The 21,196-nt window shown below is 44.1% G+C and carries 17 protein-coding genes and 2 riboswitches; of the genes, 15 read left to right on the plus strand and 2 right to left on the minus strand.

From position 1 onward, the window contains the following. Positions 1–6: 6 nt before the first annotated feature. Positions 7–882 (plus strand): carbohydrate ABC transporter permease, encoded by an 876-nt coding sequence (locus tag AC27IJ_RS23530; protein WP_312441126.1) that lies wholly within the window; start codon positions 7–9, stop codon positions 880–882. 30 nt (positions 883–912) lie between these two features. Continuing rightward, entirely contained in the window at positions 913–2,865 is a 1,953-nt protein-coding gene (locus AC27IJ_RS23535) for a DUF5107 domain-containing protein (RefSeq protein WP_312441127.1), read from the plus strand. Positions 2,866–2,911: 46 nt separating this feature from the next. Here the strand turns inward: AC27IJ_RS23535 and AC27IJ_RS23540 are convergent, their stop codons facing one another. Together AC27IJ_RS23540 and AC27IJ_RS23545 are read right to left on the minus strand one after the other, a co-directional pair. Further along, positions 2,912–4,297: an alanine/glycine:cation symporter family protein gene (locus AC27IJ_RS23540; RefSeq protein WP_312441128.1), complete on the minus strand. Its 1,386-nt coding sequence runs from the start codon at positions 4,295–4,297 to the stop codon at positions 2,912–2,914. Between the two features lie 106 nt (positions 4,298–4,403). Beyond that, positions 4,404–4,496, minus strand: a riboswitch (glycine riboswitch). 206 nt (positions 4,497–4,702) lie between these two features. Continuing rightward, complete coding sequence (locus tag AC27IJ_RS23545) at positions 4,703–5,461, minus strand: MurR/RpiR family transcriptional regulator (RefSeq protein ID WP_312502669.1); 759 nt, start codon at positions 5,459–5,461, stop codon at positions 4,703–4,705. 183 nt (positions 5,462–5,644) lie between these two features. Here AC27IJ_RS23545 and AC27IJ_RS23550 point away from each other — a divergent pair, with 183 nt between their 5' ends. The 13 genes from AC27IJ_RS23550 (at position 5,645) to AC27IJ_RS23610 (ending at position 21,193) form a co-directional block, all read left to right on the plus strand. Beyond that, positions 5,645–6,988, plus strand: coding sequence for a PTS sugar transporter subunit IIC (locus AC27IJ_RS23550; protein WP_487151011.1), 1,344 nt, complete (start codon positions 5,645–5,647; stop codon positions 6,986–6,988). Beyond that, complete coding sequence (locus AC27IJ_RS23555) at positions 6,988–7,932, plus strand: GNAT family N-acetyltransferase (RefSeq protein ID WP_312441131.1); 945 nt, start codon at positions 6,988–6,990, stop codon at positions 7,930–7,932. The genes AC27IJ_RS23550 and AC27IJ_RS23555 overlap by 1 nt, the downstream gene beginning before the upstream one ends. A gap of 13 nt (positions 7,933–7,945) precedes the next feature. Beyond that, entirely contained in the window at positions 7,946–8,620 is a 675-nt protein-coding gene (locus AC27IJ_RS23560; RefSeq protein WP_312502664.1) for a PIG-L deacetylase family protein, read from the plus strand. A 42-nt stretch (positions 8,621–8,662) separates the two neighbouring features. After that, entirely contained in the window at positions 8,663–8,965 is a 303-nt protein-coding gene (locus tag AC27IJ_RS23565; RefSeq protein WP_312441134.1) for a PTS sugar transporter subunit IIB, read from the plus strand. Between the two features lie 112 nt (positions 8,966–9,077). Then, positions 9,078–9,206: riboswitch (SAM riboswitch) on the plus strand. A gap of 89 nt (positions 9,207–9,295) precedes the next feature. Next, the gene (metK, locus tag AC27IJ_RS23570) at positions 9,296–10,483 is read left to right on the plus strand and encodes a methionine adenosyltransferase (RefSeq protein ID WP_312441135.1); all 1,188 of its coding nucleotides are present in this window, start codon (positions 9,296–9,298) and stop codon (positions 10,481–10,483) included. 323 nt (positions 10,484–10,806) lie between these two features. Continuing rightward, complete coding sequence (locus AC27IJ_RS23575; RefSeq protein WP_312441136.1) at positions 10,807–12,201, plus strand: PTS mannitol transporter subunit IIBC; 1,395 nt, start codon at positions 10,807–10,809, stop codon at positions 12,199–12,201. Positions 12,202–12,442: 241 nt separating this feature from the next. Then, complete coding sequence (locus tag AC27IJ_RS23580; protein ID WP_312441137.1) at positions 12,443–13,786, plus strand: PTS sugar transporter subunit IIBC family protein; 1,344 nt, start codon at positions 12,443–12,445, stop codon at positions 13,784–13,786. Beyond that, a complete protein-coding gene (locus AC27IJ_RS23585) occupies positions 13,776–15,881 on the plus strand; it encodes a BglG family transcription antiterminator (protein WP_312441138.1) in 2,106 nt (701 codons plus the stop codon). Before AC27IJ_RS23580 ends, AC27IJ_RS23585 begins: the two co-directional genes overlap by 11 nt. 164 nt (positions 15,882–16,045) lie before the next feature. Continuing rightward, positions 16,046–16,516 (plus strand): PTS mannitol transporter subunit IIA, encoded by a 471-nt coding sequence (locus tag AC27IJ_RS23590; RefSeq protein ID WP_312502661.1) that lies wholly within the window; start codon positions 16,046–16,048, stop codon positions 16,514–16,516. After that, positions 16,513–17,448: a 1-phosphofructokinase gene (gene pfkB / locus AC27IJ_RS23595; protein WP_313260448.1), complete on the plus strand. Its 936-nt coding sequence runs from the start codon at positions 16,513–16,515 to the stop codon at positions 17,446–17,448. The genes AC27IJ_RS23590 and pfkB overlap by 4 nt, the downstream gene beginning before the upstream one ends. Positions 17,449–17,478: 30 nt before the next feature. Continuing rightward, the gene (locus AC27IJ_RS23600) at positions 17,479–18,753 is read left to right on the plus strand and encodes a zinc-binding dehydrogenase (RefSeq protein ID WP_313152145.1); all 1,275 of its coding nucleotides are present in this window, start codon (positions 17,479–17,481) and stop codon (positions 18,751–18,753) included. A 239-nt stretch (positions 18,754–18,992) separates the two neighbouring features. After that, positions 18,993–20,507, plus strand: coding sequence for a sensor histidine kinase (locus tag AC27IJ_RS23605; protein ID WP_312441142.1), 1,515 nt, complete (start codon positions 18,993–18,995; stop codon positions 20,505–20,507). Then, positions 20,504–21,193 (plus strand): response regulator transcription factor, encoded by a 690-nt coding sequence (locus AC27IJ_RS23610; RefSeq protein WP_312441143.1) that lies wholly within the window; start codon positions 20,504–20,506, stop codon positions 21,191–21,193. The genes AC27IJ_RS23605 and AC27IJ_RS23610 overlap by 4 nt, the downstream gene beginning before the upstream one ends. Positions 21,194–21,196 lie beyond the last annotated feature (3 nt).

The following is a 21,196-nucleotide window of genomic DNA, read 5'->3' on the forward strand; positions in this document are numbered from 1 at the left end:
GAATCAATGGCTAAAAAGGGAACGTTTATGGAGACATTTAACTGGAAAAGAGAGCTTAGACTTTTTCCGGGCTATCTGCTCTTAAGTATTTGGATTTTATTTACCATTGTATTGCTGGGCTGGGTGGTAGCCGCCAGCTTTTCTACGACAAAGGCTATCTTCTCAGGCCATGTCCTGTCTCAGGGAATTCATTTTGAGAACTATGCAAAAGCCTGGACTAATTCCAATGTGTCCGCTATTTTCTTTAATTCCCTGATGTATTCCGTTGTATCGTGCACGCTTCTGGTTTTGATCTGTGCGCCTGCCGCGTACGTATTGTCCCGCTTTCGCTTTGCAGGGAATAAAATGATCCAGACCAGCCTCGTGTCTGCCATGGGAGTGCCTGTGGTCATGATCGTTCTGCCCTTGTTCAGCCTGATTGCCGGAATGAATGTGCTGAACAACTATATTGCCAATAAAGCAGTGCTGATCTTTCTCTATGTGGGAATTAACGTCCCTTATACGACCATATTTCTTCTGACATTTTTTGCTAATATTTCCAGGGCTTACGAGGAAGCGGCTGCCATTGACGGCTGTCCTCCCATGAGGGCCTTTTGGCTGATCATGTTTCCCATGGCCCAGTCAGGGATTATAACAGTTACTATTTTTAATTTTATCAACATATGGAACGAGTATTTCATTTCCCTGATTTTTGCCAACTCTGACAGGGTACGGCCGGTTGCGGTTGGACTTTATTCCATGATTAATTCCATGAAATATACGGGAGACTGGTCGGGTATGTTTGCTTCCGTTATCATTGTTTTTCTTCCTACCTTTATCCTCTATATCTTTTTGTCGGAGAAGATCATTGCAGGCATTACCGGAGGCGGGGTCAAAGGGTAAGGAAACATGAAAAGCCAGAGGAGGATTAAAATGAAACCGCAATTAACATTTTCGGAAGTCAGCATGGAAATCAGCGATTTAGGGACGGATTCCGTACTGCCGGATATTCTGGGAGAACTCAACATACAGAATAAAATAAATTCTGTACTCAATGAATATGAAGAAATCTATGAAGGCTATGGCCAGCTTCAAAATGTTTATCCATACTGCCTGCAAAATACCTATAACCGCAAACTGGAACCAGCGGAGGTTCCGGTCGCTATCCTTGAAAATGAACATGTAAAGGTGACCTTTCTTCCGACCTATGGCGGAAGGCTCTGGAGTTTCATTGACAAACGGACTGGGACAAACCTGTTGTATACCAATGACGTCATCCGACCAAGCAATCTTGCACTGCGGAATGCCTGGTTCAGCGGAGGTGTGGAATGGAATATCGGAATGATTGGGCATCATCCCTTCACCATGTCCCAGGTATTCACTGCTGAACTAAGCCTGGAGGATGGGACCACACCTGTTTTGCGGTTCTATGAGTTTGAAAGAATTCGAAAAGTAGCATATCAGATTGATTTCTGGTTGGAAGAAGAGAGCAGATACCTAAACTGCAGAATGCGCATCCATAACCAGAATGAACAGGTTGTACCCATGTACTGGTGGAGCAATATGGCAGTTCCGGAGTATCCGGGCGGAAGAGTGATTGTCCCTGCAAAGGAGGCATATACAACTACCAAGGGTACCATTGAGAAGGTATCCATACCATATGTTCAGGAAACAGATGTGACATCCTATGGAAATATTGAGACTCAGGTGGATTATTTCTTTGATATTCCTGAGGAAGAATTAAAATTCATAGCAAATGTAAATCAAGAGGGCTATGGATTGCTCCAGGTTTCCACAAACCGTCTTCGGGGGCGAAAGCTTTTTTGCTGGGGGAATAGCGAGGGGTCTGACCGATGGCAGGAGTTCCTGACAAAAGAGGCGGGAAGATATGTGGAGATTCAGGCAGGTCTTGGCAAGACCCAATACGGATGTATTCCTATGGCCCCCAATACTGCCTGGGAATGGATTGAGCAGTATGGACCGGTACGGATATCAAAGGATGCTTTGCAGGATTTTCCATCAGCACGGAAAGCAGTCAGCTCCTACATAAGGGAGCAGGCGGAATTAAACACTCTGGAAGAGAAGCTTTTAAAAACCCGCCAACTGGCAAAAAAAGAAGGGACCGTTATCCATAAAGGAAGCGGATATGGTAAATTGGAAAATCGGCTGAGGGAAGAACGCCATCTTCCTCCTCTCGCTCCGCAACTGGATTTTAGCAGTCCTGATACCAGGCAAAAAGTATGGGAAGACTTTTTAGAGCAGGGAAGGCTTTCTTCTCCTGACCCAATGGAGGCACCGGAAGATTATTTCCTGGACGATTATCTTTGCCAAAGATTAAGTGATTACGTTAACGAAAAGGATTCCGGTAATTGGTATGCCTGGCTGCATCTTGGCTTCCATGCCTTTTATTACAAGGATTTTTCAAAAGCAAAGAAAAGTTTCTTAAATTCCTATAACTGCTCCGAAAATCCTTGGGCTAAGCTGGGGTTAGCTGCGGTTTACAGGTTTGAGGAGGATAAGCAGAGTGCCGTATCTTCTGCATTAGAAGGCATTAAACTATGCCGTAATAGCCTGTCTTATACAAAAGGAGTATTAAAGCTATTAAATGATTGCGGCGCATACCGTGAAATGGAAGAATTGTACTCAGGCCTTCCAGATCAAATTGCAGGGGAAGGAAGAATAAGGTTTTATTACATCATTGCCTTGAAGGAGCTTGGAAAATTTGCTCAAGCGTATGAGCTGTTAATGAAGGATGGCGGTTTGATCGTTGAAGATATACGGGAGGGCGAGGATGCAATAGGAACTGTGTGGGAGGAGATTTACCGGAAACTCTACCCGGAGGGGCAAGAAAAAATGCCCCATGTATTCTGCTTTAAATCCTTTTAGCTCAATAAATGGCAAGTGCCTCAAAAAATGAGGCACTTGCCATTTATTACTTATCCACCACCGGAATCGGCGTTTCGTCCCTTTCGTCTAAGTGGTTCAGATAGTACTTTGTATCCTTAGCCACAACGCCAGATAAAAGCAGCACGGCCACAAGATTGGGAATCGCCATCAGTGCGTTTAGGATGTCTGAAATCGTCCACACCAGATCCAGAGACAGCACAGGGCCGACAACTACGATTGACACGAAGATGATTTTATAGGGCAGCATTCCCTTGGCGCCAAATAAGTACTCGCAGCAGCGTTCTCCGTAATAGGACCAGCCAAGAATGGTGGAATAAGCAAAGGTAATGATGCCCACGACTAAAATCACCGGGCCAAGAACAGGAATCTGACGGAAAGCGGCAGTGGTCATCTGACCGCCGTTTTGAATCATATCCATGTTGATGTCCGGGTTCTTCATGATAGTTGAAACAAGAACCAGACCGGTCATAAGGCAGACAACAACCGTATCCCAGAAGGTGCCGGTTGAGGAAACCAGCGCTTGGCGTACCGGATTGCGTGTCTGTGCCGCCGAAGCTACTAACGGTGCAGAACCCATACCGGACTCATTGGAGAACAAGCCGCGGGCAATGCCGTACTGCATAGCAAGCATAATGCCCCGGCCAACCAAGCCGCCTGCGACCGCACCGGGTCTAAAGGCCAGGGTTATAATCGCCTTCAGCGCAGGAATGATGAAATCAGCGTTGATACTAAGAATGATCAGACAGCCTGCCACATAGAAAGCAGCCATAAATGGTACAAGCTTTTCGCACACCGTTGCGATGGACTTGATGCCCCCGATAATAACCACAGCGGTAATCACACCGAAGACAAGGCCGATCGCTATGCGTGGGATCGGCAGCGGTACGTTGTTTTCAATAATCTCAGCAATAGCGTTGATCTGAGTTCCGCTTCCAATACCAAAGGAAGCAAACAGTGCGAACAGGGCAAAGAGTATGCCCAGCCACTTTAAGCCCAGTGCACGCTCCAGTGCATACATGGCACCTCCCTGCATTCGTCCATCCTTTGTCTGTACACGATATTTAACTGCAATCAGGGACTCAGAATATTTGGTGGCAATGCCGAATACACCGGTCAGCCAGCACCAGAGAACTGCGCCCGGACCGCCTAAGAACACGGCTGTACCAACACCCACAATATTGCCAGTGCCGATGGTGGAGGCAAGGGCAGTAGTCAGCGCTTGAAACTGGCTGACCTCACCTGGTGAATCAGGGTCTTTTGTCACGGAAAGTTTAATGGCTGTAAAGGTTTTGCGCTGGATAAAGCCTGTGCGTACGGTCAAAAAGAGGTGAGTGCCAAACAGAAGTACAATCATGGGTAACCCCCAAATTGCTGAGTCCAGCTTGTTGAAAAGTTCAATAACTGTTTGCATTGTTTTCTACTTCCCTTCCTTCATATTTTTTGATAAAAAAAGAGTGGGATATACTCCCACTCACAAAAAAACAGAGATCATGCGATATTCCAAAAAGAAAGTGAAACAATCGCCTCTGTCCTTTTGCCTGAGAGTTTCGCGCCTAAGCGCTTGCCCCTTCGGCCCCTGCGTGGTAGCAGATGTCTCCAGAGTGCCATCCATCCACGGTCTGCGCTGGGCGCATTCCGGAGATTTCATATGGCGAATATTTAAAGAATGGTGTCATTATACATTATGGATTAAAATTTTGCAAGAACTTTATCCATGTTCGCCGCGTATTTTGAAACCGAATAGGAAATATAGTTATAACCGCCTGAACCAAGATAACCTGCTTGGGAGGTGATATTTATAATGTAAGTAAACAGGTCAGAGTAGTTTTGATAACTTATTAATAATCAGGTCGATCGTAATGAGTAAAATAGCCTGTGAATCCAGGAACAACTGATTTTTATCCAAATTTAAAGATGGGATAGAAATAAAGCAGTCATATTTATTGGAATATTTAGCCTTGCTGTTTTGTGTGATAATTGCACAGGGAGTACAGCGGTCAAAAGAAGTTTTTGCGGCTGCAGTGATACAATCAGTAGTACCCGATACCGATATAAAAATATGGAAGTCAGAAGCAACAGAAAAAGAGGCTTTTTCACTAAAGATACCTCCATGGATTATTGCTTCAGAATCAATTCCCAATGATGCAAGACGATAGGAAAAATACGTGGCAGAAAGACCGCTTTCATGGAGACCGAATATTCGTATATGGGAAGAACCCAGAATATATTTACCGAGAGAAATAAGGCTGTCTTCACTTATATAGTCCGGAAGTTTTTGTATGCAGCTTAAATAATTTTCTATGATATCCATATTGGATTTAACAACTGTTGGATTTTTAAATCTACCGGACTGGAGATACTTGGAAACCTCGTATTTAAATTCAGAATATCCGTCGTAGCCCAGTTTCTGACAAAAACGCAGCAAGGCAGATTTCGAAACACCTGCTTTTGCGGCAACATTAATAATAGGGTAGGCTGAAATATAATCCGGATTATTAATGACAAATATTTTTATTTTCTCATCTGATTTCGTAAATTCTGATTCATGCAGATTGATCAATTCCATAGGATTCATATAATTTCTCCATAAATTATAACAAGTATTTTTGATTGTAAAAATTATAACATAACTAATATAAAAACAAAAGTGGTAAATTTCCCAAAATAAATGAGAAAATTATTGAAATAATGAGAAGATTAATGTATAATGTGAAAAACAGAATAAAGAGCGAGGTTAGAAAGGGGAAGGTATACTATTATGGAAGCACAGGCAAAAAAAACAGTATTGGAAAGAAGTACGGATTTTATTGAACAAAAAATTGCACCACCCCTGTTAAGTCTGTCACAGGTACGGTATCTGGAAGCATTACAGAGGACGTTTATAACATTAATGCCGTATATGGTTTTAGGTGCGACTATAACTCTTATTTTAAATCTAAGCGGATTATTTGCTGAGGAAACCGGGTTAAATATGCTTGGAGTTGCAAAAGCCATTGACAGTGTGACTGCTCCATGCAGACCATGGCTGCTTCAGATTGTTTTTGTGACAATTAATTTATTAGCGATGGTTGCAGCTTTGTTGAATGGATATTTCCTTGGTGATTATTATAACAGGAAAGATTCCAATGTTACTGCGGTAGCATCGGCAGTTGTAGCTATGATCGCATTCCTTTGCTTTATTGATTTTTCGCAGCTCAGTGCTGAATTTGACTGGCCGGTATATATACTGGGATCACCTAGTTTATTTGGAGGATTATTGATTAGTATTTTTGCGGTAGAAATATATAGATTTCTGATTGGAAGAAAGATCACGATTAAGATGCCGGAAGCAGTACCGCCAATGATAGCGTCGGCTTTTACCAGTATGATTCCGGTTTGTGCGGTTATTATATTGTGTACTTTCATTGGACAGGGCATAGGAGAGTTTGATTTTTTAAGTATGCTGAATCAGGGGACGGCATATCTGGTAGTAGGTGGAAGCGGACCTGTTGCACAGGGGATAGGATTTATGTTGGATAGACTGCTCTGGTTTGTGGGATTACATGGGTCAAACATTGTTTCATCTGTTATGCAGCCGATCTGGGCTACTATGATAACTGATAATATTAATGCATTTGCGGCACATCAGAAGATACCATATATGTTTACGGAACAATGGATTAATTTTTATGTAAGATGTTCCTTATTTCCGGTCGCACTTCTTTGTACCATGAGTAAAGTAAAACGCTTTAAAGTATTAGGAAAGTTATCTCTTCCTGGAACTATTTTCAATATTGCAGAACCAGTTATGTACGGCCTGCCTATTGTGTTAAATCCGCTTATGTTTGTTCCTTGGGTACTTGGTTTCGCAGTGCTTTACATATTTAATGCGATCCTTGGAATATTAGGCATCACTCCCCCTGTTGTTGCAATGACAGTATGGACTATGCCTGCTCCGCTGGCATCCTTTATTGGCAGTGGATTCAATATAGTAGCTCCGATTATCACCTTAATAAATTTTGTGATTATTTTCTTTATGTTTCTGCCCTTTTTCAAAGTAATGGAAAAACAGGCTTTAATAGAAGAGCAACAATACGAAATGGAACTGGAAAGGAAGAAATGATGGAAGAATACCGAATCGTATCATACAGACAGGAATATATGGAACAGCTTATTATTGGCTGGAATGAGACACTGGTTTTTGATCCTATTAGTAAAGAAAGATTTTTACAGCAGGTTTTAATGGACGAAAATTTTGATCCTGATTTGGCACTTGTTTTGTTGGCAGAGGAGAAGGTTGCAGGATTTTGCTTTGGTATTAAAAGACAATATCCATATTTAACCCGAGGCTTAGAGGAAGATAGAGGCTGGATCAGCATTATGTATGTCAGGGCAGAGTATCAGGGCAGAGGATATGGAAAAGCATTGTTAAAAGAAGTGGAAAAGAAACTTATAAAAGAGCAGGTAAAAGAAATTACTCTGTGTGCTTACAGTCCAAATTATTTTACTCCCGGTGTGGATTTAAAATATAAAAAAGCGTTGCTTTTCTTTGAACAAAACGGCTATGTGAGAGGAATGGAGGCTGTGAGTATGAAAAAAGACTTATTTACTTATCATATGCCGCAGAAAACTCTGGAAATGATCGAGCATCTAAAGGAAGAAGGAATAAGGTTTCATACATATTCACTTTCCTATATGGAAAAATTATTAGCATTTGTAAAACAAGAATTTGATGCCGGCTGGGTAAGAAATATTTTACAGGCGATTCGTGATGGAGAAGCAGAGGGTACCATTTTAATTGCAGAGGATAAGGAAAATCATGTAATTGGATATTGTATGCGCAAGATTGACGGTAATGATGCGAGATTTGGTCCTATTGGAGTAAAAGAGTCTGTTCGTTCTAAAGGAATTGGAGGAATTTTATTTGATTTACAGATGAGGGAAATGCAGAAAAGAGGTATTTATTATGCATATTTTTTATGGACTCACGGTGATGCAATTAGATTCTATGAACGGCATGGAATGAGTGTTTACAGAACATATCAGCTCTACCGGAAAAGCATATAGGAGGAAGATTGAAATGGCTAAATATAATAGAATCGTATCCATTGGCGCTCACCCATTGGATGCAGAACTTATGGGTGGACCGATGCTGATAAAATATGCGGAACAGGGAGCTGACGGTACATTCGTCCATGTGACCAAAGGACGTCTTACAGATTTAACAGCAACTGAGGAAGAGAAACAGGCATATGAGACTGCTTTAAACGATGAGATCGAACATGCGGCTGCAACCATGGGGTGCAACAGCTTTAGCATGAATTATATTTCAGCGGAATTGCCGGATGTAGAAGTGTTTACCAATGTAATCCTGGAATATCTGAGAAGGGAAAAAGCTGACTGTGTTATAACTCATGCACGTGGAACATTGCACCCCAGACATTATTATACATATGAGGCAGTAACACAGGCGGTAAGAATCCTTCATAATGAGGGAAATCCCATACAGATTTACTATGGAGAGAATTGTGAAGATCTGATTGGATTTACCCCCACTGTATATGTAAGCATGAGTGAACAAGAGATGAAAACCTGGTTTGAAGGATTACAGAACTATAAAATCTTTAGAGGTAAGATCAATGATGTTCCATATTATGATTATTATCATTCGATGGGAACCATAAGGGCAATTGAAGCAGGAAGCCATGGATTTGTAAAAGCATACATGCATGGTGCGTTAATTGATAATGAGTAAAGAAATATAGTGCAGAGAGATAAAAGAGAGGCAGGTAGGAATATGAAAAAGATCGTTTTAATATGTTCGGCAGGAATGTCAACGAGCTTGCTGGTATTACATATGAGGGATGCTGCAAAAACAGATAACTATGAGTGTGAAATAAATGCATATCCCATAGCAGATGCACCAGAGGTGATTCCTGAAGCCGATATTGTTTTATTAGGGCCGCAGGTCAGATATATGTCCAATAAGCTGAAAAAGGAATATCCTGAAAAAATAATTGAAGCAATAGACATGCAGGTTTATGGAATAGTTGACGGCAAAGGTGCATTGGCACAGGCCAGACGGAGCCTGGAGGATTAAGTGGTGGGGTGTGTCCTGATAGAATTCCCTTGACAGCCGTTTTTAAATACGTTAAAATGTACATGCAATAAAACAGCTTACAATTGAATAACAAATGAGAAGTACGTAATATCCCTTATTCAGAGTGATGGAGATACAAAGGATCTGTGAAGTCACGGCAACCCCTACCGGAAATGATGGCATTAGCCAGAAAGACGCGGTTGGAAGGTGCCAACCTGAGCGAGAAATCGAGCAATAAGAGGATTTGATACATTGTTGAATCAAGTCCGCATTGCTGCGGACTTTTCTTTTTGTTATTCCCCCATGTGATATCAAGGAGGAAATGACAACATGGAAAAATTATTATTTACATCAGAATCCGTTACAGAAGGACATCCGGATAAAATGTGTGACCAGATCTCTGATTCGATTCTGGATGAGATGTTAAAGCAGGATCCTATGAGCCGTGTGGCTTGTGAAACTTGCTGTACCACAGGTCTTGTTATGGTTATGGGAGAAATAACGACTCATGCCTATGTAGACATTCAGAAGGTGGTACGGGAGACCGTAAGGGAAATCGGCTATGACCGTGCAAAATACGGGTTTGACTGCGATACCTGCGGCGTGATCGTTGCTTTGGACGAGCAGTCCGCTGACATTGCATTAGGTGTTGACCGGGCCCTGGAAGCAAAGGAACACAAGATGTCTGACGAAGAGATCGACGCCATCGGAGCAGGAGACCAGGGTATGATGTTTGGTTTTGCCAGCAATGAAACCGAAGAGTATATGCCATACCCCATCGCCCTTGCCCATAAGCTGGCCCTTCAGCTTACAAAGGTCCGTAAGGATGGAACCCTTACTTATCTCCGTCCCGACGGTAAGACCCAGGTAACCGTGGAATACGATGAGAACGGCAAGCCCCTCCGCTTAGATGCGGTGGTTTTGTCCACTCAGCATGATGAAAACGTGAGCCAGGAACAGATCCACGTGGATATTAAAAAGTATGTATTTGATGAAGTTCTGCCTGCAGAGCTGGTGGATGAGAAGACCAATTTCTTCATTAACCCTACCGGACGCTTTGTAATCGGGGGACCTCACGGAGACAGCGGCTTAACCGGCCGTAAGATCATCGTAGATACCTATGGCGGTTATGCACGCCACGGCGGCGGAGCATTCTCCGGTAAGGACTGCACAAAGGTTGACCGTTCCGCTGCTTATGCGGCACGTTATGTCGCAAAGAACATTGTAGCAGCAGGGCTCGCTGACAAGTGTGAGATCCAGCTTTCCTATGCCATCGGTGTGGCACACCCCACTTCCGTTATGGTGGATACTTTTGGAACCGGAAAATTAAGCAATGAAAAGCTTGTGGAGATCATCAGGGAAAACTTTGACCTTCGTCCTGCAGGAATCATCAAGATGCTGGATTTACGCCGTCCGATTTACAAGCAGACTGCGGCTTACGGACATTTTGGAAGAAATGATTTAGATCTGCCATGGGAGAAGCTTGACAAGGTTTCACTCTTAAAAGAATATTTATAATCTTCATGTATAAGAAGGATGCCGCAAAATCAGCTGGTTTATAGCTGCCTAGCGGCATCTTTTTATATACTGGTACATAAAGTCAGACTGATTCTCAGGGCAATGCTTTCCGCTGATTGCAGGGAATCTGAGGAAACAATGGGACAGGGGATTCCGGCTTTTTAGGGTTTGGCACTAAAACTAGCGCCAAATCCTTGTTTCTTCCTGTTGAAATCTGAAGTTGACATTGATTATAATAAGGCTATCGAAAGGATTTGATTGGCCAATCATACCTTACACGGATCATACAGTAAATACTATATAATTAAGTGAGGGTATGTAATATGAAAGAGAAGGTACAAGTATTTGGCCGCTTTTTAAGCGGTATGGTAATGCCGAACATCGGTGCATTTATTGCATGGGGTCTGATTACGGCATTGTTTATTCCGACCGGCTGGTATCCAAATGAAGCAATTGGTGCCCTGGTCTCCCCTATGGCATCCATGCTGCTGCCGCTTTTGATCGCTTATACGGGCGGTTCGGTAGTTTACGGACAGCGGGGCGGCGTTATCGGCGCTATTTCAGCCATGGGCGTGATTGTTGGTTCTGGAGTTCCCATGTTTATCGGGGCGATGATCGTGGGACCAATCAGCGCCTGGGTGATTAAGCAATTTGACCGCAAGATCGAGAGCAAGATCCCCGCCGGATTTGAGATGTTAGTAAATAACTTTTCCCTCGGCATCATCGGTGCCATCCTGACGGCTATTGCTTTAAAGGGAGTTGTGCCTTTTGTTGAGGTGATGAACCGGGTGATGGAGTCAGGAGTTGGATTCTTTGTGGACCGTAAGCTGCTTCCTCTGGCAAGCATTTTTATTGAACCAGCCAAGATCCTGTTCTTAAACAATGCCATCAATCATGGTATCCTTTCTCCTCTGGGAATCCAGCAGGTAGAGGAAATCGGGAAGTCTATATTCTTTCTTCTGGAGGCGAATCCGGGTCCGGGACTTGGTGTTTTACTGGCTTACTGCCTTGCTGGAAAAGGATCGGCTAGGAGCTCTGCGCCTGGCGCAATTATCATTCACTTTTTAGGCGGAATCCATGAGATTTATTTCCCATACATACTGATGAATCCCCTTTTACTACTGGCGGTGGTATCAGGCGGAGCCAGCGGAATCTTCGTATTCCAGCTCCTTGGGGTTGGACTCACCTCACCCGCATCTCCTGGAAGTATCCTTGCTGTTCTTGCAATGACACCAAGAGGCGGATATTTTGGAGTTTTAGCAGGTGTTACGGTGGCGACGGTAGTTTCCTTCCTTGTAGCCCTTCCCTTACTGCGGTTTACAGGAAAAGGCGGGGATTTGGAAGAGTCAACGGAAAAAGTAAAACAAATGAAGCAGGAGTCTAAGGGAAATCAGACCGCAGAAAAGAAAATGATACCAGCAGGAACCGTCAAAAAAATCGTGTTTGCCTGTGATGCAGGTATGGGTTCCAGCGCTATGGGCGCTACCATATTGAAGAAAAAACTGGCGGCAGCAGGATTCGGGGATATTGAGGTGGTTCATTCACCCGTGTCTTCCATTCCCAAGGATGCCCAGATTGTGGTGACTCATAAAGAACTCAAGGAGCGCGCATCCCGCAGCAATCCTGAGGCAGAACTGATCTTAATCACTAATTTTATGGCGGCACCGGAATATGATGAACTGGTGGAAACGTTAAAAAATAAACAAATAGATTTATAAGATGAAATAAACAGCCTTCCTGGTATCCGATTGTGAATCATGGTATAATGTACACGAAAGCAATGAGCAGTGCGAAATAAGACAGGGATAAAATTTCGTTGTGCTTGCACATAAGAAATTTTATCCCTGCCTTATTTCATAGGGCGAATGCCCGTGAGCTGGTAAAACCGCAGGCTTTACCAGCTGCACTGCGGACCTACGGTACAATAATGTATACGGATTCAAAAGGGGAATTATATAAATGAAATTTGCGGGGAGAATACTGAAGTATTACAGCAGAGTAATTGCCGAGTGCATACCTTTGTTTGTGACAGCGGGGCTGCTGTCTGTCTTATCGGCAGTGATATTCCATAATAGATACCTGCCTGAAATGTCCAATATTTTGTCTTTTCTGGTGATTCCGGTATTTATGGGATACAAAGCAGGCACGATGTGCGGCGGGGATGTCGGCGGTTTAGCCGGCACCCTTGCCGCTTCTGCTGTTGTCATGGCAGAACCTGCTTCTGCCATGATTTTGTCTGCCATCGCAGGCAGCATTGCCGGTTTTTTATCCCGGAAGGGTCTGGATCGGATCAAGCACCGGATTCCGGCCGGGTTTGAGATGCTCTTTAGCAACCTATATATATCAGGTCTTGGTTTATTAGCCGGAGCGCTCACCCATTACATGCTTGTACCGGTGGCCGCATGGCTGCTCACCTTTCTGGGAAACGGTTTATCACTAATGATCGAAAAGGGAGTCATCCCTTTCATCAGCTTCGTGGTAGAACCATTAAAAATCATTTTCTTTAATAACTGGATCAACCACGGCTTTTTCCTCCCCCTGGGTTTAGAGCAGATGAAAACACAAGGAAGTTCCATTTTATTTCTCTTAGAGACCAATCCGGGTCCGGGATTTGGAATTCTCCTTGCCTATACCCTGGTTTACCGGAATATGAGAAAGCAAATGCTTTCCAGCCTTATTATTCAGTCCCTGGGCGGCATCCATGAGGTTTACTTTCCCTATGTACTGTCAGATATCCGATTATTGGCTGCTGCCATAGCAGGCAGTATTGCAGGAAATTACTGTTTCATGGTCACTGGCAGCGGGCTTCTGGGACCGGCTTCTCCCGGGAGTATCATCACGATCATGATTATGGCAGACAAAAAGCATTGGCTGGGAATCCTTACGGGGATTTTTGTATCTGCCGGGGTGACTTGTCTCCTGTCCTGCCTGATTATGTCAGGAAAGAAACAAAAAGTACTTGCTGATGAAGAAAAATTACAGAAAGATGAAGGGATGCCAATGAAGAAAATGGAACATGCCAAAATCTATTTTGTTTGCGATGTTGGCATGGGCTCCAGTGCCATGGCCAGCGCGCTGTTTAAGAAAAGGCTGAAGCTGGAAGGCTTAACAGGTATTGAAGTGTTTCATGTATCGGCTGACCGCATTCCGCCTGACGCGGATGTGATTGTATGTCAGAAGGATTTTGCCCGTTCCCTGTCAGGAATTGATAAACCATGCTTTACAGTCAATAATCTCACGGATATGTCTGGTTATAAGGAACTCCTGAACTGGTTAATGGGAGGTGGAGAAGATGGCAGGTAATGATTTTACACCCAGGATGCAGCAGATCGTCCTGGCTCTTCTTAATGAGGATGGACCTGCTCCCGTAAAGCAGCTTGCTGATCAGATCCATATCAGCAAAAGAACGGTACAAAGGGAGCTGGAGTATATTCCCAGAGTGCTAAAGAAATACGGGCTCAACTTTTGCTCAAAAACGGGAACCGGCATCTGGCTGGAGGGAGATAAGAATCAGATGGAAGCCTTAAAGGCTGAACTTGAAGAGGATGATGCTCTGGATGTTTCAGACAGGATAGAACGTCAGAAGCGTCTGACCCTGGAGATTCTCAAGGATAAGACCTTAAAAAAGCTGTATTACTACAGTGATTTATTTGGAGTCAGCGAGGCCACCGTCAGTTCGGATTTAGAGGTGGTAAAAGAGTGGTTTCACAAGTATCATCTTGAGATAAAGAGAAAACCTGGGTATGGTGTGTTTATTGAGGGCAGCGAACGGGATTTCCGCCGTGCCCTGCGCGTGTTTATTGATGAAAACATCCATACGGAGATCATACAGGAGATGTATGAGGACAGGAACCAGTCTGTGTTAAATGTGATTCAGAATAAAAGTGAGAGGAATATTTACCGGATCTTAGATGAAGATATTGTAAAAAGGGTGACAGCCTGCATCTTAAGAATCCGGGATAAACGCATTCTTAATCTGACTCAGGATTCCTACCTTGGACTGGTGATCCATGTGGCGATTGCTGTGAACCGGATCCGAAGGCAGGAGATCATTGAGGAAAATCCGCTTATGGCAGATAGTTTGCAAAATGATCAGGATTATGACCTGGCAAAGAGAATCACCAAATCCCTGGAAGCTGAATTTCAGATTCAGATTCCGGAAATTGAGTGTGCTTATATTTGCCTGCATATTAAAGGCTCCAAAATCCAGCAGCTGAATATTGATGAGAAGTCAAGAAGTGAAATAGAGGAATCCAGGGAACTGTGGGATGTGGTCAATGAGATGATCGACTGCTATGACGACAGCATTGCCTATCTGCTAAAGCAGGATGAGGAATTTGTGATTCAGGGCCTGATTGCCCATCTAAAGCCAACTCTGGTCCGCTTAACCAATGGCATGAAGATCCAGAATCCTTTGCTGGAGCAAATTAAGCAGGATTATCCGGTCATATTTGAACGGTGCAGAACCGTTGCCAAGGTGATCGAAGGGCGGTATGGATATGAAGTGCCGGAATCAGAGATCGGGTTTCTTGCCATTCATTTCGGTGCGGCAGAGGTTCGGATGGAAAGCAGGAAGGAAAGCCGGAGAAAGGTGAATATAGGGATCGTTTGCGCCAGCGGGATCGGAATCTCACGGCTTATGTCTTCCAAGGTTGCCAGGGATTTTGCGGACAGGGTGGAGCTGTCGGTCTATGGAATGACGGATCTGTCTCCTTATGTACTTAGCAAGACGGATTTCTTTGTATCCACCATACCCATTAAGGAGGAGGCTGATATCCTGTATGTAAGCCCCCTGCTTCCTGCTGAGGATATGGAGCAGATCGCCGGAAAGGTACGCCGGTGTGAGTTTATGCCTAAAAAGCAGGATAACCAAGAGTTTACCATTCAATTAGACCAGGTGAATTTTATAGCCGTACAGATTAAAAATGTCATTAGGCTTATGGAATACCAGCGGGTTAATAATGGGATCACCTTTGAGGAACTGCTGATCGCTGTCAGCGAGAAGCTGGCTGCCTACCCGGAACGGCAAAGCATCATTCAAGAAGATTTAATGAGGAGAGAACGGCTGTGCAGCCAGATATATCCGGACTTAAGCTTTGCCCTGCTTCATGCCAGGACGGAAGGAGTGGTAAAGCCGGTGTTTTCGGTGTGCCAGACAAAGGATGGAGAACCATTCAGCGACCCTTATTTTAAGGGAGTATGTGTTGTCTTAATTATGCTGGTGCCAAAGGATGATCATGAGGTAGAGAACAGCGATATTCTGGGTGTGTTAAGCGAGCGGCTGATCGAGGAAGAAGATTTTCTGGAAGCTGTGAGACATGAGGGAAAAGAGGAGATCAGAGCCTTGGTTTCCCAGTATTTAAACCAATATTTCAAACAATATCTGGATAAGATATGAGATAAACGCAAGGTGTAAGCCGGGCCCAAAAGGGTCCGGCTTTTTATGTTGATTTCAGATTTGGCGTTATCAGATGGCGCCAAATGCCATTTTGTTTTCGTTGAAAAGGAGGAGATGACACCCCTATAATTTAGATAGAAAGTTAACACAGGAGGGCAAAAAACGTGTTTGGCTACGGGAAAAAGAATGTAGAAAAGAGTGCAGAGCTTCTGGAACTTGGGAATATCCGTTTGGATTGCAGACCAGGGGAAAAGGAGGCGGTAATAAGGGAGGTAGGGCAGCTGCTTTATCAGTGCGGCTGTGTAGAAGAATCCTACATAGAAGCCATGCTTCAACGGGAGCTGACGTTTTCCACGAATATCGGCAATGGAATTGCACTTCCCCATGGCGTTGAGGCAGCTAAAAAATCGGTTAAGCGCTCCGGCATTGCAGTTATGGTATTCCCTGAGGGAACAGACTGGGGAGGAGAAATGGTAAAACTGGTCATAGGGATTGCAGGGGCAGGAGAGGAGCATTTGGAAATACTCTCAATCATCGCAGAGTGTCTGGCTGATCCGGCAGATGTGGAACGGATCACCGGATGCAGTGCAGAAGAAATCCTTACCATGTTTACAGGAAAGAGGTGTCCGCAATGATAGTAACAGTCACTATGAATCCAGCCATTGATAAAACCGTAGATATTGAACGGTTTGAACGGGGAGATTTAAACAGGATAAAACGTGTGGAGCTGGATGCCGGAGGCAAAGGCATCAATGTTTCCAAGACCATTAAGGAATTAGGCGGAGAAAGTATTGCCATGGGTTTTGTGGGAGGAACCAGCGGTACCATCATCAGACATGTGCTGGCTGACCAGGGCATTCAGACAGATTTCGTGGAAGTAAAAGGGGAGACGAGAACGAATCTGAAGGTGGTGGAGGAAAATGGTGAAGTGACAGAGCTTAATGAACCCGGACCTGAGGTGTCAAAAGAGCAGCTGGAAGATCTTCTGGAAAGGCTGAATGGTTATGCAGCCCCTGATACTTTGTTTGTACTGGCAGGAAGCATACCGGCAGGCATACCAACAGATATATACCGGAGGATCACGGAAGAAGTTCACCAAAAAGGGGCAAAGGTCTTGCTGGATGCAGACGGCACGCTGTTTGCCGAATCCTTAAAGGCGGTACCGGATATGTTAAAGCCTAACCGTTCAGAGCTGGAACGCTATTACCAGATGGATTACCGTGCCTCTGAGCAGGAACTGGTTACCATGGGAGAAAGACTGCTGGAACATGGAACCGATATGGTCGCGATTTCCCTTGGTCAGATGGGAGCTTTATTTATAACAGGGGATAAACGGTACCGGTGCCCCGGACTTCGCGTGAAAGCGCATTCAACCGTGGGGGCCGGAGATGCCCTGGTGGGGGCCATGGCTTACGCCTGGAATGAGAAGCTTCCCCTTGAAACATGCATCAGATTATGCATGGGAGCCTCGGCAGGTGCAGTTACCAGCATAGGGACCAAGCCGCCCCATCGCAGTCTGGTTGATGAATTGATGCAGAAGGTAGAATTGCTGGAAGTCCGGAAGTAAATTTAATGAATAAGGTTGGAGGATGGAACTATGAAAACAAAAGCGGTAAGAATGTATGGCACAGATGATTTAAGATTAGAGGAGTTTGAACTGCCGCAGATTGCTGAAAATGAGGTTCTTGTAAAAATCATGAGTGACAGCATCTGCATGTCTACCTACAAACTGGTAAAACAAGGCAAAAAGCATAAAAGAGCTCCACAGAATATAGATACCAATCCCGTGATCGTTGGCCATGAATGCTCAGGACTGATTGTGGAAGTCGGCAAAAAGTGGAAGGATCAGTTTCAACCGGGACAAAAATTTTCACTGCAGCCCGCTTTAAATTATATGGGAAAACTGGATTCGCCGGGATATTCTTATGAATTCTGCGGAGGTGCCTGTACATACTGCATTATGCCAAACGAGGTCATGGAACTGGGATGTTTGCTGGATTACACGGGAGATAGCTTTTTTGAGGCATCCTTAGGTGAACCAATGAGCTGTATCATAGGTGGGTTCCATGCCAACTACCATACCAACAAAAGAAATTATGATCATGCCATGGGGACTAAAGTGGACGGAAATATCCTGATCATGGGAGGCTGCGGCCCTATGGGGCTTGGAGCGGTCAGCTATGGCCTTCAGTTTGAGAATAAGCCTAAGAGGATTGTAGTTACGGATATCAGCGATGAGCGGATTGCCCGGGCCAGGGAAGTGATTTCAGAAGAATCCGCAAAGGAGAGGGGAGTCGAACTTCTTTATGTAAATACAGATAAGATGGATGATCCTGTTTCTGGCTTAATGGCTATAACCGATGGCCAGGGCTACGATGATGTGTTTGTATATGTTCCTGTAAAAGAGGTTGCAGAGATGGGTGATAAGCTTCTGGCCTTTGACGGTTGCATGAACTTCTTCGCCGGTCCTTCGGACAGCCGGTTTAAGGCAGAAATAAATCTTTATAACTGCCACTATACAAGTACTCACATTATGGGAACTACCGGCGGTAATACGGATGATTTGATTGAGGCCAATAAACTTTCGGCAGAAGGAGCCATAGAAGCGGCGGTTATGGTAACTCATGTGGGAGGAATTGACAGCATTGCAGAAGCAACAAAAAATCTGCCATCCATACCTGGAGGAAAGAAGCTTGCCTATACACAATTTGATATGCCTTTGACAGCCATTGAAGATTTTGAAGAGCTGGGCAAAACCGATCCGCTGTATAAGAAACTCAGTGAATCCTGTAAGGCGCACAAGGGATTGTGGAATGGGGAAGCAGAAAAAATTCTCTTTGATCATTTTGGAATAGACCCAAAAGAATTATAAACAAAACTTAAAATGAATGATTTTGTATGCTGTATCCTTTTACCTATAGGAAGGATACAGCATTTTTGATTCAATTTAAGGGAATAATAGGATTAGGTAAGTCTTTATTTACTGGTAAAATTCGGAAATCATGCGTAAATGCCTTAAATTTTAGAATTGTTTTATAAATTCTCATGTGCATGTGTGTTATAATACCCCTATGTAATATTAATTTTTCGTTATAAATAAAGTTTCAGAGCATGGGAGAGACGAGAATAGTGAAATTAAGATTGAGAACCCGTCTTGTTGTGGCATTTTTGATTATAACAGTGATCCCCCTGATCCTGATCTTTGCAGTGGTGGCAGGGCTTGGCAATTACCAGATGAAGGCGTTCCGCAAAGCTTATAATTTAACGGAGCAGGTCGATCTTCTGTCAAGCAATTCCCTGCAGTTATTTAACCGCCTGACCCGGTCGGAGCAAAATGAAATCAGCCAGATCCTCCAAAGCGATCCCGGTCAGTTTCAGGATGTGGATTATTTGGGAAAGCTTAATGAGAACCTGGCATCAAAGTATGCCTATATGATTGTACGGAAGGAAGATTCCCTTATTTTTGATGGGAACAGCCATATCACCCAGGGGTTTTATGACCAGCTTCCTAAATATGAGGAAATAGACGGACGCATAGACGGCGCCATTTATCTGGATGGGGAGACGCAGCATCTGGTAAAGCAGATGGATTTTCTTTATCCCGATGGGGACAAGGGGAGCTTATTCATTGTTTCCAATGTGAACGGCCTCCTTCCTGAGATCAAAGTCATGATGGCGGAAATGCTGACGGCCATTATTATGATCATCGTATTTACCGATGCAATCCTCATGATGTGGGTATACCGGTCCGTGGTAAGTCCCTTGGGGCGTCTTCAAGTCGCCACCAAGAAGATACGGGACGGAAATCTGGATTTCTCCCTTGAGGTGGAAAATGACGATGAGATCGGACAGCTGTGCCAGGATTTTGAGGAGATGAGGATCCGCCTTAAGGAATCAGCGGAGGAAAAGGTGGAGTATGATAAGGAGAACAAGGAGCTGATCAGCAATATTTCCCATGATTTAAAGACTCCCATCACTGCCATTAAAGGATATGTGGAGGGTATCATGGATGGAGTTGCTTCCTCTCCGGAAAAGCTGGACCGGTATATCCGTACCATCTACAACAAGGCCAATGACATGGATAAGCTGATCGATGAATTGACTTTTTACTCAAAGATTGACACCAATAAAATCCCCTATACCTTTTCCAAGATCAACGTGGCAGGCTATTTCAGGGATTGCGTTGATGAAGTTGGTTTAGAGATGGAGGACCGCAGCATTGAGCTGGGATACTTTAATTATGTAGATGAGGATGTGATGGTCATTGCGGACGCAGAGCAGCTTCGCCGGGTCATTAATAATATTGTCAGCAATTCAGTGAAATATATGGATAAGAGGAGCGGGATCATCAATATCCGGATCAAGGATGTGGGAGACTTTATCCAGGTGGAGATTGAGGACAACGGAAAAGGAATTCCGGCAAAGGATCTGCCCAGTATTTTTGACCGGTTTTACCGCACCGATTCCTCCAGAAATTCCGCCCAGGGCGGAAGTGGAATCGGCCTGTCCATTGTTAAAAAGATCATTGAGGATCATGGAGGCCGGATCTGGGCCACCAGCAAGGAAGGCATTGGAACGGAGATACATTTTGTTTTGAGAAAATACCAGGAGGTCATACAGGAATGAGCAGAATTCTGATAGTAGAAGATGAAGAAAGCATTGCAGAGCTGGAGAAGGATTATCTGGAGCTGAGCGGATTTGAGGTTGAGATTGAGAATGACGGAGAAGAAGGACTTCATATGGCACTCCATGAGGATTTTGATCTGGTGATCCTGGATTTAATGCTGCCGGGAGTGGATGGCTTTGAGATATGCAGGAAGGTGCGGGAAGTAAAAAACACCCCGATCATCATGGTTTCCGCTAAAAAAGAAGATATCGATAAGATCCGGGGCCTGGGCCTTGGGGCTGATGATTACATCACAAAACCCTTCAGCCCAAGTGAGATGGTTGCCCGTGTTAAAGCCCATCTTGCCCGTTATGAAAGGCTGATCGGAAGCGGAGTGCCGGACAATGAGATCATTGAGATCCGGGGACTTAAAGTCGATAAGACCGCCAGACGGGTATGGATCAATGGAGAGGAAAAGAACTTTACAACAAAGGAATTTGACTTATTAACTTTCCTGGCACAGAATCCTAACCACGTATTTACGAAAGAAGAATTGTTCAATAAAATATGGGATATGGAATCCATTGGCGATATCGCTACGGTTACCGTTCATATTAAGAAGATCAGGGAAAAGATTGAGTTTAATACGGCTAAGCCTCAGTATATCGAGACTATATGGGGAGTCGGTTACCGGTTTAAGGTATAGAAG

The organism is Lacrimispora sp. YZC11 (assembly GCF_057543815.1).

Coding starts and splice junctions, on each gene's coding strand:
- AC27IJ_RS23530 (WP_312441126.1), top strand. CDS start 7: ATGGCTAAAAAGGGAACGTTTATGGAGACATTTAACTGGAAAAGAGAG.
- AC27IJ_RS23535 (WP_312441127.1), top strand. CDS start 913: ATGAAACCGCAATTAACATTTTCGGAAGTCAGCATGGAAATCAGCGAT.
- AC27IJ_RS23540 (WP_312441128.1), bottom strand. CDS start 4,297: ATGCAAACAGTTATTGAACTTTTCAACAAGCTGGACTCAGCAATTTGG.
- AC27IJ_RS23545 (WP_312502669.1), bottom strand. CDS start 5,461: ATGAATCCTATGGAATTGATCAATCTGCATGAATCAGAATTTACGAAA.
- AC27IJ_RS23550 (WP_487151011.1), top strand. CDS start 5,645: ATGGAAGCACAGGCAAAAAAAACAGTATTGGAAAGAAGTACGGATTTT.
- AC27IJ_RS23555 (WP_312441131.1), top strand. CDS start 6,988: ATGGAAGAATACCGAATCGTATCATACAGACAGGAATATATGGAACAG.
- AC27IJ_RS23560 (WP_312502664.1), top strand. CDS start 7,946: ATGGCTAAATATAATAGAATCGTATCCATTGGCGCTCACCCATTGGAT.
- AC27IJ_RS23565 (WP_312441134.1), top strand. CDS start 8,663: ATGAAAAAGATCGTTTTAATATGTTCGGCAGGAATGTCAACGAGCTTG.
- metK (WP_312441135.1), top strand. CDS start 9,296: ATGGAAAAATTATTATTTACATCAGAATCCGTTACAGAAGGACATCCG.
- AC27IJ_RS23575 (WP_312441136.1), top strand. CDS start 10,807: ATGAAAGAGAAGGTACAAGTATTTGGCCGCTTTTTAAGCGGTATGGTA.
- AC27IJ_RS23580 (WP_312441137.1), top strand. CDS start 12,443: ATGAAATTTGCGGGGAGAATACTGAAGTATTACAGCAGAGTAATTGCC.
- AC27IJ_RS23585 (WP_312441138.1), top strand. CDS start 13,776: ATGGCAGGTAATGATTTTACACCCAGGATGCAGCAGATCGTCCTGGCT.
- pfkB (WP_313260448.1), top strand. CDS start 16,513: ATGATAGTAACAGTCACTATGAATCCAGCCATTGATAAAACCGTAGAT.
- AC27IJ_RS23600 (WP_313152145.1), top strand. CDS start 17,479: ATGAAAACAAAAGCGGTAAGAATGTATGGCACAGATGATTTAAGATTA.
- AC27IJ_RS23605 (WP_312441142.1), top strand. CDS start 18,993: ATGGGAGAGACGAGAATAGTGAAATTAAGATTGAGAACCCGTCTTGTT.
- AC27IJ_RS23610 (WP_312441143.1), top strand. CDS start 20,504: ATGAGCAGAATTCTGATAGTAGAAGATGAAGAAAGCATTGCAGAGCTG.